This window comes from Paraburkholderia kirstenboschensis (assembly GCF_032806925.1).
Lineage (GTDB): Bacteria > Pseudomonadota > Gammaproteobacteria > Burkholderiales > Burkholderiaceae > Paraburkholderia > Paraburkholderia kirstenboschensis.
In genome coordinates this window covers 3,692,555-3,706,229 of the sequence record NZ_CP136513.1, presented here as the reverse complement: position 1 = coordinate 3,706,229, position 13,675 = coordinate 3,692,555, and the positions used below count along the sequence as shown (strand labels likewise).

Annotated in this window: 11 protein-coding genes; 5 read left to right on the top strand and 6 right to left on the bottom strand. The window is 63.8% G+C overall.

The features are described from left to right. Positions 1-2 precede the first annotated feature (2 nt). Positions 3-3,197, top strand: a complete 3,195-nt coding sequence (locus RW095_RS39290; RefSeq protein WP_317020986.1) for an efflux RND transporter permease subunit — start codon at positions 3-5, stop codon at positions 3,195-3,197. Between the two features lie 62 nt (positions 3,198-3,259). Continuing rightward, positions 3,260-3,520 (top strand): hypothetical protein, encoded by a 261-nt coding sequence (locus RW095_RS39285; protein WP_128586262.1) that lies wholly within the window; start codon positions 3,260-3,262, stop codon positions 3,518-3,520. Positions 3,521-3,552: 32 nt separating this feature from the next. Here RW095_RS39285 and RW095_RS39280 read toward each other — a convergent pair whose 3' ends face one another. From RW095_RS39280 to RW095_RS39255, 6 genes are all read right to left on the bottom strand, one after another. Further along, positions 3,553-4,704, bottom strand: a complete 1,152-nt coding sequence (locus tag RW095_RS39280) for a Gfo/Idh/MocA family protein (protein ID WP_317020985.1) — start codon at positions 4,702-4,704, stop codon at positions 3,553-3,555. A gap of 46 nt (positions 4,705-4,750) precedes the next feature. Beyond that, on the bottom strand, positions 4,751-5,800 hold the full coding sequence (locus RW095_RS39275; protein ID WP_317020984.1) for a sugar phosphate isomerase/epimerase family protein: 1,050 nt from the start codon (positions 5,798-5,800) through the stop codon (positions 4,751-4,753). A gap of 68 nt (positions 5,801-5,868) precedes the next feature. Further along, entirely contained in the window at positions 5,869-6,831 is a 963-nt protein-coding gene (locus tag RW095_RS39270; RefSeq protein WP_317020983.1) for a substrate-binding domain-containing protein, read from the bottom strand. A gap of 74 nt (positions 6,832-6,905) precedes the next feature. Then, positions 6,906-7,919 (bottom strand): ABC transporter permease, encoded by a 1,014-nt coding sequence (locus RW095_RS39265; protein ID WP_128589514.1) that lies wholly within the window; start codon positions 7,917-7,919, stop codon positions 6,906-6,908. Continuing rightward, positions 7,900-9,387, bottom strand: a complete 1,488-nt coding sequence (locus tag RW095_RS39260; RefSeq protein WP_317020982.1) for a sugar ABC transporter ATP-binding protein — start codon at positions 9,385-9,387, stop codon at positions 7,900-7,902. Before RW095_RS39260 ends, RW095_RS39265 begins: the two co-directional genes overlap by 20 nt. Positions 9,388-9,390: 3 nt before the next feature. Further along, the gene (locus RW095_RS39255) at positions 9,391-10,479 is read right to left on the bottom strand and encodes a LacI family DNA-binding transcriptional regulator (RefSeq protein WP_317020981.1); all 1,089 of its coding nucleotides are present in this window, start codon (positions 10,477-10,479) and stop codon (positions 9,391-9,393) included. 383 nt (positions 10,480-10,862) lie between these two features. Between RW095_RS39255 and RW095_RS39250 the strand changes: the two genes are divergently transcribed. Genes RW095_RS39250 through RW095_RS39240 form a run of 3 tightly spaced genes read left to right on the top strand, consistent with a single transcriptional unit; the run spans position 10,863 to position 13,463 of the window. Further along, positions 10,863-11,516, top strand: coding sequence for a protein-L-isoaspartate O-methyltransferase family protein (locus tag RW095_RS39250; RefSeq protein ID WP_128589520.1), 654 nt, complete (start codon positions 10,863-10,865; stop codon positions 11,514-11,516). A gap of 59 nt (positions 11,517-11,575) precedes the next feature. Continuing rightward, positions 11,576-11,899 carry a rhodanese-like domain-containing protein gene (locus RW095_RS39245; RefSeq protein WP_020065131.1) on the top strand — a complete coding sequence of 108 codons (324 nt, stop codon included), beginning with the start codon at positions 11,576-11,578 and terminating at the stop codon, positions 11,897-11,899. A 13-nt stretch (positions 11,900-11,912) separates the two neighbouring features. Next, a complete protein-coding gene (locus RW095_RS39240; protein WP_317020980.1) occupies positions 11,913-13,463 on the top strand; it encodes a TolC family outer membrane protein in 1,551 nt (516 codons plus the stop codon). The last annotated feature ends 212 nt before the right edge of the window (positions 13,464-13,675 follow it).

Below are 13,675 nucleotides of genomic sequence, written 5' to 3'. Positions count from 1 at the left end.
CCATGTGGTTCACCCGCATCAGCATCGGCAACCCGGTGCTCGCCACGATGATGATGATGGCCTTCCTCGTGATAGGCCTCTTCTCGTATCAGCGGCTCAAGGTCGATCAGTTCCCCGATATCACGTTTCCGATCGTGGTCGTGCAGACGGCGTATCCGGGCGCATCGCCGGAATCGGTCGAGTCGGACGTCACGCGCAAGATCGAGGAGGCCGTCAACACGATCAGCGGCATCGATCAGATCACGTCGCGTTCGTACGACGCGCAATCGGTCGTGATCGTGCAGTTCGATCTCGCGGTGGACGCGGTGCAGGCCGCGCAGGACGTGCGCGACAAGATCGCGCTGATCCGCCCCGACCTGCGCGACGGCGTCAAGGAGCCGCGCGTATTGCGCTATGACCCGGCTGATATGCCCATCGTGACGGTTGCGGTATCGAATGCGCCGGGCGCGTCGCTGTCCACGCGCGATCTCACCACCGTCGCCGATCAGATCGTGCGCAAGCGGCTGGAGACCGTGCGCGGTGTCGGCTCCGTGTCGCTCGTCGGCGGCGTGAAGCGGCAAGTGCAAATCGACGTGAATCCGCAGAAACTGCAAGCGCTTTCGGTCGGCGTGGATCAGGTGATCCGCGCGGTGCAGAACGAGAACCAGGAGATTCCCGCCGGGCCGCTCACGTCGAACAGCGTCGAGCAGACGGTGCAGGTCAAGGGCCGCTTCGAGACGCCGGCCGACTTCAAGCGGATCATCGTCGCCAGGCGCGGCGCGCAGTCGGCGATCCCTACGGCTTCCTCCACCTCGCAGCCGGTGACGCTAGATCAGGTTGCCGACGTGATCGACGGTCAGCAGGAAGCGGACAGCATGGCGCTGCTCAACGGCCGGCGCGCGCTGTTCCTGTCGATCATCAAGGCACAACGCGAGAACACGGTCGACGTCGCACATGGCGTGCGCGCGGAAGTCGCGCGCTTGCAGCCGCAGTTGCCGCCAGGCGTGAAGCTCGACATCACCGACGACTCGTCGATCAACATCGAAGAGAGCGTCAACGAAGTAAAGCGCACGTTGTTCGAAGGCGCTCTGCTGACGGTGTTCATCGTGTTCCTGTTTCTGGGCTCGTGGCGCAGCACGGTCATCACAGGCCTTACGCTGCCGATTGCGCTAATCGGCACGTTCGCGGTGATGTACGCGTGCGGCTTCACGATCAATGTGATTACGCTGATGGCGCTGTCGCTATGCGTGGGCCTTCTGATCGACGACGCAATCGTGGTGCGCGAGAACATCGTGCGACACGTGCAGCTCGGCGCGGACCATCGCACGGCGGCGCTCGACGGCACGAAGGAAATCGCGCTCGCCGTGCTGGCGACCACCTTCTCGATTGTCGCGGTGTTTTTGCCTGTCGGCTTCATGGGCGGCATCATCGGCCGCTTCTTCCATCAGTTCGGCATCACGGTCGCCGCCGCTGTGCTGATCTCGATGTTCGTCTCGTTCACGCTCGATCCGATGCTCTCGTCGATCTGGCCGGACCCCGATCTGCACGACGCGGACACCGGGCGCAAAGGCTATCGTTACGGCCGTTTCGTCGAGCGCTCGCTTCACCTGTTCGACAGGCAAATAGGGCAACTCAGCGCGCTCTATCAACGCCTGCTCGGCTGGTCGCTCGGACATCGCGCGATCACGCTCGTAGTGGCGGCGGCGACCTTCTTCGGCAGCCTGTTTCTGGTGCCTTTTGTCGGCACCGAGTTCGTGCCGAACGCGGATTTTTCGATCACGAAGATCGGCTTGAACACGCCGGTGGGCACGTCGCTCGAAGCCACGTCGGAGAAGGTCCGGCAGGTCGAGGCGATTCTCGCGACTTACCCGGAAGTGCGCTACACGTATGCAACGGTCAACTCTGGCAATACGCAGGGCAAGAACAATGCGCTCATTACCGTTCGGCTGAAGGGCCGGCGCGACCGCACACGCGGTGTGGCCGAACTGAACCAGGTGTTTCGCGCGCGGCTCGCATCGGTGGCGGGTGTGACGGTGACCGAAATCGGCATGCCGGACGGCGCGGGCAGCACCAAGGCTATTCAACTGAGCTTGCAGGGCGACAACATGGACGAACTGCGCCGGCTCTCCGAAGCGGCGCAGGTTCGCATGCGCAAGATTCCCGGCCTCGTGGATCTCGATTCAAGCCTGAAGGCCGACAAGCCGATCGTCGCGATCAATGTGAAGCGCGAACTGGCATCGGACCTGGGCGTGGGCGTGGCGGACATCGGCACTGCACTGCGGCCGCTGCTTTCGGGCGATGCGATCAGTACATGGCGGGCGCCCGACGACCAGGACTACGACGTCAGCGTGCGCTTGCCGCGCGCGCAACGCGAGAACATCGACGATCTTTCCAGGCTGATGATCGCCACCAATCGCACCGACTCGAACGGCGCACCGGTGCTCGTACCCCTGCGGCAAATCGCGGACATCGTGAGGACGACCGGCCCCGACGTGCTGAATCGCCGCGACCTGCAGCGCGAGGTCATGCTGACGACGAACGTCAATGGCCGCTCATCCGGCGAAGTCGCCTCGGACATTGCGAAGACGCTCGACGCGATGCATCTGCCCGCCGGTTACCGCTACCGCTTCGAGGGTTCGACAAAAAACATGAACGAGTCGCTGGTGTTTGCAGTCGAGGCGCTCGCACTCGCGGTGATTTTCATCTACATGATTCTCGCGTCACAGTTCGCGAGCTTCGCACAGCCGCTCGCGATCATGGCGTCGCTGCCGCTTACGCTGATCGGCGTGCTGGTCGCACTGCTGTTGTTCGGCAGCACGCTCAACATGTTTTCGATCATCGGCTTCGTGATGCTGATGGGGCTCGTCACCAAGAACGCGATCCTGCTCGTGGACTTCGCTAACCAGGCACGGCGCGGCACGCTGCTCGACGCATCGGGCAAAGGCCGCGTGATGGAGCGGCGCGAGGCTTTGCTCGAAGCGGCACGTGTGCGCTTGCGACCTATTTTGATGACCACGCTCGCGATGATCTTCGGCATGCTGCCGCTCGCCGCCGCGCTCGGCGAAGGCGGCGAGCAGCGCGGGCCGCTCGGGCAGACAGTGATTGGCGGCGTGATTACGTCGTCGCTATTGACGCTCGTCGTCGTGCCTGTCGTGTACACCGTACTGGAAGATTGGGCGGACTGGCTGCGACGGAAGTTACGGCGCCGCGCGGGGTGAACCGCGCGGCGTCGGCGAAATTGTTAAAGTAATAGTCTTTCCCCGATCAGCAGTCCCACACCATGCGCACCACGCGAGCCATCCACGCTGTCGAGCGGCTGAAAACGCGCAGCGGCAATCCGCAATTCGCCGCGATCAGCCTTTCCGGCGGCCTCTTCTATCTCGTCGACAAATCGGGCGGCACGGACAAGAAAGTCTCCGATCCCCTCACGCTCGACGACTTTGTCAAGTTTGTCGATGCATACGGTCCGCCAAAACCGCGCAAGGCGAGCAAGCTCGACATTGCGTTCGAAGCCCAGATCAAGAAAAGCAAAGGCGGATGAAGCGTGATGCCACGTGGCGCGACTGCGTGGCTCTATAACTTCTCGATCTCACGCCATTGCCCATCTGCAGCGCTACTCGCGAGCACTGCATCGATAAAGCGCAGACCCGCCACGCCGTCCTCCACTGTCGTGAGCAGCAGGCTTTCGGCCGGCAACGCGCGGCCTTCGTCCAATGCTTCGATCTGCAACGCGGCGTCCTTATACAACTGCGCGAATGCTTCGAGATAACCTTCGGGATGACCCGGCGGCACGCGCGTCGCATGAATCGCGCTCGCGCCGCTTACGCGTCCACGCGTCAGGCGCTCGGCTGCCCCGCCGAGCGGCGTAATCCACAATTCGTTGGGATTCTCCTGGTCGAACGAAATGCCTGCTTTGGTCCCATAGACGCGCAGACGCAAAGCGTTTTCCGCGCCGCTCGCGACCTGGCTCGCCCATAGCATGCCGCGCGCGCCGTTCGCATAGCGCAGCATCGCCTGCACATGATCGTCGATGCGGCGCCCCGGCACGAACGTGTGCAACTCGGCGGAAAGCGCGGCGGGCGTCATGCCCGTGACGAAAGCGGCGAGGTGATACGCATGCGTGCCGATATCGCCGAGACAGCCCGCCGGGCCCGCTAACGCCGGGTCCGTGCGCCAGCCGGCCTGCTTGTTCAAGCCGCCGGTTTCGACCGGTTCGGCCAGCCAGTCTTGCGCGTATTCGACCTGCACGACGCGTATCTGCCCCAGTTCGCCTGCTTCGATCAACTCGCGCGCATGACGCACCAGCGGATAGCCGGAATACGTATGCGTCAGCGCGAAGAGCTTGTTCTTCTGATGCGCGAGTTTGGCGAGCGCTTCGCCTTCGGCAAGTGAGATGGCAAGCGGCTTGTCGCACACCACATGAATGCCGGCTTCGAGAAACGCGGTGGCAACCGGCGCATGCAGATGGTTCGGCGTCACTATCGCGACGGCGTCGATACCGTCGTCGAGCGCTGCTTCCGCTCGCGCCATTTCTTGCCAGTCGGCGTAGCTACGCGCAATGCCCGCGTCCGCGGCGCTCGCACGCGCGCGTTCGGGATCGGACGACAACGCGCCCGCGACCAGCTCGAAACGATCGTCGAGGCGCGCCGCGATCCGATGCACCGCGCCGATGAACGCGCCCTGTCCACCGCCGACCATGCCCAATCTGAGTCTTCTGGATGGCATCTTGTCCGCTCCTTTGGCTTACCGCTTACTGTTGCAATCGGCGCCCTCAGATGCCGAGCACGCGCTTCAACTGCGCTGCATCGACGCCGCTGCCCGCGAAATCGTCGAATGCATGCTCGGCCACGCGAATGATGTGCTCGCGGATAAACTCCGCACCTTCGCGCGCGCCGTCGTGTGGATGCTTGAGCGCGCACTCCCATTCGAGCACCGCCCAGCCGGGGAAATCGTATTGCGCCATTTTGGAAAAGATCGCGCGAAAATCGATCTGGCCGTCGCCGAGCGAGCGGAAGCGCCCCGCGCGCTCCACCCAGCCGCTATAACCGCCATACACGCCCTGCCTGCCGTTCGGCCGGAACTCCGCGTCCTTCACATGAAACGCCTTGATGCGCTCGTGATAGATGTCGATAAACGCGAGGTAGTCGAGTTGCTGCAGAACGAAATGGCTTGGATCGAAGAGGATATTCGCGCGCGGATGCTGGTTCACCGCATTCAGGAAGCGCTCGAAGGTCACCCCGTCGTGCAGATCCTCGCCGGGATGCAGTTCGTAGCACACGTCCACACCCGCTGCTTCGAACGCATCCAGAATCGGCGTCCAGCGGCGCGCGAGTTCGTCGAACGCGGCGTCGATCAAACCGGCTGGACGCTGCGGCCAGGGGTACAGATATGGCCACGCGAGCGCGCCGGAAAACGACACATGCGTGGTCAGTCCCAAGCGCTGCGACGCCTTCGCGGCCAGCTTCAATTGCTCGATGGCCCACTGCGTGCGCGCTGCCGGGTCGCCGCGCACATGCGGCGCCGCGAAGCCGTCGAACAACGTATCGTAAGCGGGGTGCACGGCCACGAGCTGCCCTTGCAGGTGCGTCGACAACTCGGTAATCGTGACGCCCGCGTTGTCGACCGTCTCGCGCAGTTCGTCGCAGTACGCCTGACTCGACGCCGCCTGTTCGAGGTCGATCAACCGCGCGTCGCACGGCACCTGAATGCCCTTGAAGCCGAGCCCCGTGGCCCAGCCAGCCAGATGCGCAAGATTGTCGAACGGCACTTCGTCGCCCATGAATTGAGCGAGAAAGATTGCCGGACCTTTGATGGTTCTCATCGTATGGTTCCTTTAGCGGGGTGCGCCTTCTGCCTACGCGCCCCGCTGCCAATGGACGGTACACAAGATCAGAATGGCGAGTCCGGGAAATAGAACTGCTGCGCGTTCTCCTTCGTGATCAGCACCGACGGAATGATCGTGGTGGCCGGCAGCTTCTCGCCTTTCAGGCGTGCTTCGGCCGTGAGCTTGATTGCGTCGTAAATGAATTTCGGCGAGTACGACACGTCCGCCTGGATGCGCGGTGCGCCGTCCATCACGTTCTTCACCATGCCTTTCGAACCCGCGCCGCCGAACACGATCTTGACGTCGCTGCGCTTCGCCTGGTCGATGGCCTTGAGCACGCCGACCGCCATGTCGTCGTCGGCGGCCCACACGGCGTCGATGTGCTTGAAGCGCGTCAGATAGTCCTGCATGACCTTGAATGCGTCGTCGCGATTCCAGTTCGCGTATTTCGCGTCGAGAATCTTGATGTTCGGATAACCCTTCAGCACGCCGGTAAACGCGGTCCATCGTTCGTTGTCGAGCGTCGTCGGAATGCCGCGCAGCGCGACGATGTCGCCCTTGCCGTCGAGCGCTTTCGCCAGATATTCGGCGGGAATCCTGCCGAACGCGGTGTTGTCGCCGGCCACGTAGGCATCTTGCGCGCTGGTGTCCGTCAAGCCGCGATCCACCACCGTTACATACACGCCCTTCTTCTTCACCTGCGCGACCGGCTGCGTGAGCGATGCCGATTCGAACGGGAAAATCACGAGCGCATTGATCTTGTTCACCGTGACCAGATCCTGCAACTGATTCGCCTGTTCGGGCGATCCGGCCGCTGTCTTCACGATGACTTTCAGATTCGGATGTTCTTTCTCAAGATCGGCCTTCGCCTTGTTCGCCCACCAGACGATGCCGCCCGTGAAGCCGTGGTCGGCTGTCGGAATCGCGACGCCCAGCGTGACCTTGTCGTCGGCTCGTGCAGCGCCTGCGGTGCCCAGTATCCCCAACGCCAGCATGCCGGCGCCGATCGCTCGAATGACCTGCTTCATGGTTGTGTCTCCAATTTGTGCTGTTGTGAGGCGTTCGTGCGCCCCTGCCATTGTGTCGCTTTGCAGCGCTACACCTACCGCCGTCCACGTTGAACGAACGCGACGAAGATAATCACCACGCCCTGCACCGCCGCGTTCAGATACACGCTGATGATGCTGGTCAGATTCAGAATATTGGCAATGACCGACAGCAGAATTGCGCCGATCACCGTACCGATCACGCGTCCTTCTCCGCCCTTGAGCGCGGTGCCGCCCACCACGACCGAGGCAATCGCTTCGAGCTCCCATAGCAAACCGGTGGTCGGCGTCGCCGAGCCGAGACGCGGCACATACAGCACGGTGGCCACGCCAACGCAAATGCCGAGCAGCACATACGTGACGATCTTCACGGTATCGACACGTATGGCCGCATAGCGCGCGACCTGTTCATTCGATCCGATCGCCTGCACATGACGCCCGAACGCCGTGCGATTCAGAATCAGCGCACCGCCCGCCGCCGTCACGAGAAATACCCAGATCGGCACGGGCACGCCGAAGAGACTCGCGTAATAGACGGGACCATATAGATCGGATAACGAATTATCCAGCGTCAGCGCGCCGCCGTCGGCGAGCCATGTCAGCACCGCGCGAAAAATGCCCAGCGTGCCGAGCGTGACGATGAACGGCTCGATGCGTCCCTTGGTGATCAGCAGCCCGTGCGCGCAGCCGAAGAGTCCACCCAGCACGAACGCGAATGCGATGCCGAGCGTCACGATGACGAGCGGCGCGAACGTATGGCCGCCGACGCCCGCCGCAAGCCCGTTCATCAGCCAGATCATGCTGCCCGCGATCAGCGCCGCCATCGAGCCGACCGACAGATCGATGCCGCCCGAAATGATCACGAAGGTCATGCCCACCGCGATGATGCCGATGAACGACGTGCGCGTAAGCACGTTCATCATGTTGTCGAGCGTCGCGAAATCGCGATTCAGCAGCGTGCCGACGATACACAGCGCAATCAGACCGACGAGCGGTCCAAGCGCATACAGCCGATGCGCGAAACGCAACGCGCGGCCGGATTGCACGGCTTCAGTGGGTGCCGGTCGCATGGGCGATCAACTCCTCTTCGGTCAGATGTTCGAGCGTGAGCGTGGCTTGCAGGCGTCCCGCGCGCATCACGGCGACGCGATGGCACAAGCCGATCAACTCGATCAGTTCGGATGAAATGACGATCACCGCGCGGCCCTGCGCGGCGAGACGATGAATCAAAAAATAGATGTCGCGTTTCGCGCCGACGTCGACGCCGCGCGTCGGCTCGTCGAGCACGATCACGTCCGGCTCCGGCTGCAGAAACTTGGCGAGCGCAAGCTTCTGCTGGTTGCCGCCGGAGAGCATGCGCGCGCGGCTCGACAGGTCGCCCGTGCGAATGCCGAATTCGCTCACGGCGCTTTTCAACGCGTCGCGGCCCGCTTTCATGTCGAGCAGCGGATGCGCGTAGCGTTCAAGTGTCATGAGCGTCACGTTGTCCTGCAGGCTCAGGTTCACATGCAGGCCCTTACCTTTGCGGTCTTCGCTGAGATACGTCAGGCCGTGGCGCATTGCTTCGCGCGGACTTTTCAGATCCACGGGACGCCCCGCGATTTCGATGCGTCCGGCCGTGCGCTTGCGCAAGCCGATGATCGCTTCGAACGCTTCGGTGCGTCCCGCGCCGACGAGTCCCGCGAAGCCGAGCACTTCGCCGGCGCGCACGTCGAAGCTCAGGTCGTCGACCCATTCGGGCACGGCGAGCCCTTGCACCTTCAGCGCGACCGGCGCGGCTGCGGATACGGTGATCTTCTCGGGGAACATGTCGGACACGTCGCGCCCGACCATCAGGTTCGCCATCTGTTGCCGCGCGAGCGCCGCCGTTTCATTGCGCGCGACGAAGCGGCCGTCGCGCATCACGATGACTTCGTCGGTAATGCGCTCGACCTCATCGAGCTTGTGCGAGATGTAGACGATGGTCACGCCATCGGCCTTCAACTTTGCCATCAGCGTGAAGAGGCGCTCGGTTTCGGACGGCGTGAGGGTTGCCGTCGGCTCGTCCATGATGAGCAGACGGGCGCGGCGCGACAGCGCTTTCGCGATTTCCACCATCTGCTTTTCCGCGACGATCAATTCGCGCACCTTGGTGTCCGGAGCCTTGTCCAGTCCGACTTGCGCAAGATAACGCGCGGCCTCGGCGCGCATTGCCGCATCGTCGACGAACCAGCCTCGCCGCTTCTCGTGGCCGAGATACATGTTTTGCGCGATCGTCAGATGCTCGGCGAGATTGAACTCCTGGTGAATCAGCACGATGCCTTGCGCTTCGGCGTCGCGCGAACCGGCAAAGTGGCAAGCATGGCCGTCGACATGCAACGTGCCCGACGTCGCGGTTTCATAGCCGGCGAGGATTTTCATCAGCGTGGACTTGCCCGCGCCGTTCTCCCCGAGCAAACCGTAGATGCGCCCCGGCGCGAGATCGAAGCTCACGCCATGCAGCACGCGCACCGGGCCGAAGTCTTTGCGGATGTCATCGAAGCGGATAGCGAGGCTCATGCTTCACGTGCTCCCGCGAATCACGAGCCGGTGCGGCAGCAGCACGCCCGGCACGTTTGCCAGCGGATTGGCGAGCCGCTGCAACAGGAGGCGTGCGGCGGTCTCGCCCAGTTCGCGCATGGGCTGCGCGATCGTGGTGAGCGGCGGATCGATTTGCGCGGCAATGGAGATATCGTCGAACCCGACCACGGCGACGTCGTCGGGCACGCGCTTGCCGACGCTGCGCAAGCCGTGAAGCACGCCCGTCGCGAGCGTGTCGGACACGGCGAAGATCGCGGTCGGCGCGTCGGGCGGCAGCATCAGCGTGGCCGCCGCCGAAGCGCCCGCCTCGTAGTCGAGGCTGTTCAGATTCATGCGCCAGCCGTCGAGCGGCGTGATGCCCGCGTCGCTCAGCGCATCGAGATAGCCTTGCTGACGCTGCCGCGCGTACAGATAGTCGATGTCGGAATTGATGAGGCCGATGCGCCGATGCCCGCGCGAAAGAAGATGCCGTACGGCGTCGCCCGCGGCCCGGTAGTTGTCGATGCCCACATACGGCACGCCCACCGCCGGATCGAACTCGCAACATGCGACCCACGGCAACGCGCCGGATGCATCGGCCTGTGCCTGCTGGATCGTCGCCGGGTCCAGACAGATCGCGCCGTCCGCACGGCGGCGGCGCAGCAGATCGAAGTAGCTGCGCTCGCGGCCGGCGTCGGCGCCCGTATCGCAGAGCAGCATGAAGTAACCGTGCTGGCGCGCGACGCTGTCGATGCCGCGCACGATCTCGGCGTAAAACGGATTGCCGAAGTCGGGGACCATCGTGAGTAAGAGGCGGCTTTCGGCGGTGCGCAGATTGCGCGCGAGTTCGTTGACGCGGTAGCCGCTCGCGTCGACGGCGGCGAGCACCTTGTCGCGAGTCGCGGGCCGGACGTTCTCGTGGGCATTCAGCACGCGCGACACAGTCGCCACGGAAACGCCCGCCTGCCTTGCCACGCCCGCGATGGAGAGCCCTTCCGCCGAGCGCGACGCACGCGAAAGCGGTTGCGCTGGCGGCTCGTCGCCGGTCGCGGACACCGCTGCGGGTTTCGCTTTTGATGTCGATCTGGACAAGGCAGCGGCTTCCGGAAATGTAATCGATTACATTTTTTAGCGAACGCGCGCAGAAGTGCAAGGCCGGAATGCTAGGGATTTACACGGGGGCGACTGCGAAAAAGCGCGCGGGAGCGCCGGGACGAAAGCGCGAACCCGAGCGGCGCCGGCGAAAGCCCGCTTGGCGCGATGCCCGCCTTGGCCCGAACCGCCGGCGCCATTTGGTACAATCCCGCAGTTACCCTGCTGCGGCTTGCGCATTGAGTGACAGCCTGAGTGTCAGCCTGTGTGTGAGCGCGAACGTCGGCGCGAATGTCAGCGCGAACCTCAGCGGGCTATCCGCCGAAGCCGCCCCGCAGTGGGAAAATCGCAAAACTCGCCAAACCAGAACCGCCAAATCCACCATGAACATCGAGCAAGCGCGTTTCAACATGATCGAACAGCAGATCCGCCCCTGGGAAGTGCTCGACCAGGACGTGCTGAATCTGCTGTCGATCGTCAAGCGTGAAAACTTCGTCCCGGCCGCATACCGCGACCTGGCTTTCGCCGACTTCGAAGTGCCGCTGCCCGCCGGTCAGCACATGCTGGCGCCGCGCGTCGAGGCGCGCACGCTGCAGGAACTGGCGGTGAAGAAACATGAAAGCGTGCTCGAAATCGGCGCCGGCTCCGGCTACATGGCGGCGCTGCTCGCGCACCGCGCGCAACACGTGCTGACGGTCGAGATCGAACCGGAACTCGCGCAACTGGCAAAGAACAACCTGATCGCGAACGGCGTGCTGAATGCCGAAGTCGCAACCGGCGACGCCGCGCGCGGCTGGGCCGCCGCCGCTCCGTACGACGTGATCTGCGTGTCGGGCGGTCTGCCCGTGCTGCCGCAGGAAATTCTCGAACACCTGAAGATCGGCGGCCGTCTGGCGGCGTTTGTCGGCACCGCGCCGGTCATGAAGGCGCAGATCATCACGCGTATCGACGAAAAGCAGTACCGCATTGCCGACGTGTTCGAAACCTACGTCGAACCGCTCGTCAACGCCGTGCAGCCGCCGCGCTTCAAGTTCTGATTCGCCTGTTTTTCACGGACGTCCGGCGCGCCGCCGTCCTCTGAACGGAAGTCTCGCTGATGCAAAACCTGACCGCTCCCGCGCTCGCCGAATGGCTCGCCGACACGTCGCGCCCCGCACCCGTGCTGCTCGACGTGCGCGAACCATGGGAAATCCAGACGGCGTCGATGGCCGGCATCGTGTCGATCCCCATGCGTGAGATTCCCGCGCGCAGCGAAGAACTCGACGACGACGCGCAGATCGTCTGCATCTGTCATCACGGCGCGCGCAGCGCGCAGGTCGCGATGTTCCTCGAATCGCGCGGCCACGCGAACGTCTTCAATCTGCAAGGCGGGATCGACGCATGGTCGCGCCAGGTCGACCCGTCGGTTCCCACCTACTAAGCGCCCACGCGCAATGAAGCGTCAGCACGCGCCGCTCCTGGCGTCTGCTCTGGCGCTCGCTTGCGGGCTTGCGTGCGTGTTGCACGCGCCGCCCGCGCAAGCCGTCGACCTCTCCCAACTCTACGACGAAGCGCTCTCCAACGACGCGCCACTGCAAAGCGCGCGCGCCGCGCTTGCCGCCAACAGCGAGGAACTGCCGCTCGCACGCGCGAAGCTGCTGCCGCAAGTCTCGGCATCGCTCAATGGCAGCCGTCAGAGCACGGACTTTGGCGGCGGCTTTCCGGCATCGTATGGCAACACCTACGGCTATGTGGTCTCGCTTACGCAACCGCTGATTCATGTGGACAGCTGGTACGGCTATGCGCAGGGCAAACTCGCGGTCGCGTCTGCGCAGGCGTCGTTCGCGCAGGCGCGCCAGGATCTGATCGTGCGCCTTGGCGAGGCTTACTTCGACGCGCTCGCTGCGCAAGACAGCGTTGCCATCGCGCGGTCGCAGAAGGCGTCGATCGCGCAGCAACTCGAGTCGGCAAAGCGTTCATTCGAAGTGGGCAACACGACGATCACCGACACGAACGAAGCGCAGGCCAAATACGATCAGGCGGTCTCGCAGGAAATCGCCGCGCAGAACGATCTCGCCGTGAATCTGGCGGCGTTGCAGCAGATCGTCGGGCATCCGGTGGAGCATATCGACGGTCTCGCGGCCGGCGCTCCGCTGCCGCCGCCCGTGCCCGCGGACATCAACCAATGGGTCGATGCGGCGAGCGACGCCAACTATCAGGTCGTACTCAGACAGATCGCGCTCGATAACGCGCAACGCGAAACGTCGAAGGCGAAAGCCGGCCATCTGCCGACGGTCGATCTGGTCGCGAGCCGCTCGCGTAGCAGCCTGGGCGCGGCGGGAGCCGGCAACTTCGGCGGAAATTTCGGCGGCGGCTTCGGCAGCGGCGCGAATACGCCATCGCCCGGCCCGCCTGCGCTTGCAGCGGAACTGGGCAACCTCGGCTCCTCGTACACGAACAGCACCATTGGCGTGCAGGTCACGATTCCGCTTTTTGCAGGCGGCGCCACGCAAAGCCGCGTGCGCCAGACGCTCGCGCTCGAAGACCAGGCCGCCGCCGATCTCGACACTGCCCGGCGCAACGCGGCGCTCTCCGCGCGCCAGGCGTTTCTCGGTGTGGTCAGCGGGCTCGCGCAGGTGCGTGCGCTGCAGACTGCCGAGCGGTCCGCGCGCACGTCTCTCGAATCGAATCTGCTTGGCTATCAGGTCGGCGTGCGCATCAACATCGACGTGCTCAACGCGCAAGACCAACTCTTCTCCGCGCGGCGCGACCTCGCAAAGGCGCGTTACGACACGTTGATCAATAGTCTCAAGTTGAAGGCCGCCACCGCGAATCTCACCGATCAGGACGTCTTGCAACTGAGCACACTGCTATCTCCCGTCGACGATGGCGCATTGACCGCGCTGCCACAAGCGCCCACGGTGCCGCATCCGGGAGCCGCGGCGAAGGGCGCGGCTGGGAAACTGGGGCGGCGGGGGTTGCCCGGTACGGCGACGGGGCAGTAGGTGCTGTTGAAGTTGAAGGCCGGGCCGCACCTCGCTGCACTATTAACCCACACATAAATCGCACGCTCTTCAACGGCGATTTTCCACGCGGCTTCCTGCAGAACGGGACGCCACCGCGTGTTCCCACCTTCGCACGTATCCGCGCCTGCGGGCGCTTTGAATCGACTCCCATCTTTCTGAATGTCATCGGGGCTTAACTTGAGTTACTCAAG

Excerpts from the sequence above, each read along its gene's own strand:
- RW095_RS39290 (WP_317020986.1), top strand. The coding sequence starts at position 3 with ATGTGGTTCACCCGCATCAGCATCGGCAACCCGGTGCTCGCCACGATG.
- RW095_RS39285 (WP_128586262.1), top strand. The coding sequence starts at position 3,260 with ATGCGCACCACGCGAGCCATCCACGCTGTCGAGCGGCTGAAAACGCGC.
- RW095_RS39280 (WP_317020985.1), bottom strand. The coding sequence starts at position 4,704 with ATGCCATCCAGAAGACTCAGATTGGGCATGGTCGGCGGTGGACAGGGC.
- RW095_RS39275 (WP_317020984.1), bottom strand. The coding sequence starts at position 5,800 with ATGAGAACCATCAAAGGTCCGGCAATCTTTCTCGCTCAATTCATGGGC.
- RW095_RS39270 (WP_317020983.1), bottom strand. The coding sequence starts at position 6,831 with ATGAAGCAGGTCATTCGAGCGATCGGCGCCGGCATGCTGGCGTTGGGG.
- RW095_RS39265 (WP_128589514.1), bottom strand. The coding sequence starts at position 7,919 with ATGCGACCGGCACCCACTGAAGCCGTGCAATCCGGCCGCGCGTTGCGT.
- RW095_RS39260 (WP_317020982.1), bottom strand. The coding sequence starts at position 9,387 with ATGAGCCTCGCTATCCGCTTCGATGACATCCGCAAAGACTTCGGCCCG.
- RW095_RS39250 (WP_128589520.1), top strand. The coding sequence starts at position 10,863 with ATGAACATCGAGCAAGCGCGTTTCAACATGATCGAACAGCAGATCCGC.
- RW095_RS39245 (WP_020065131.1), top strand. The coding sequence starts at position 11,576 with ATGCAAAACCTGACCGCTCCCGCGCTCGCCGAATGGCTCGCCGACACG.
- RW095_RS39240 (WP_317020980.1), top strand. The coding sequence starts at position 11,913 with ATGAAGCGTCAGCACGCGCCGCTCCTGGCGTCTGCTCTGGCGCTCGCT.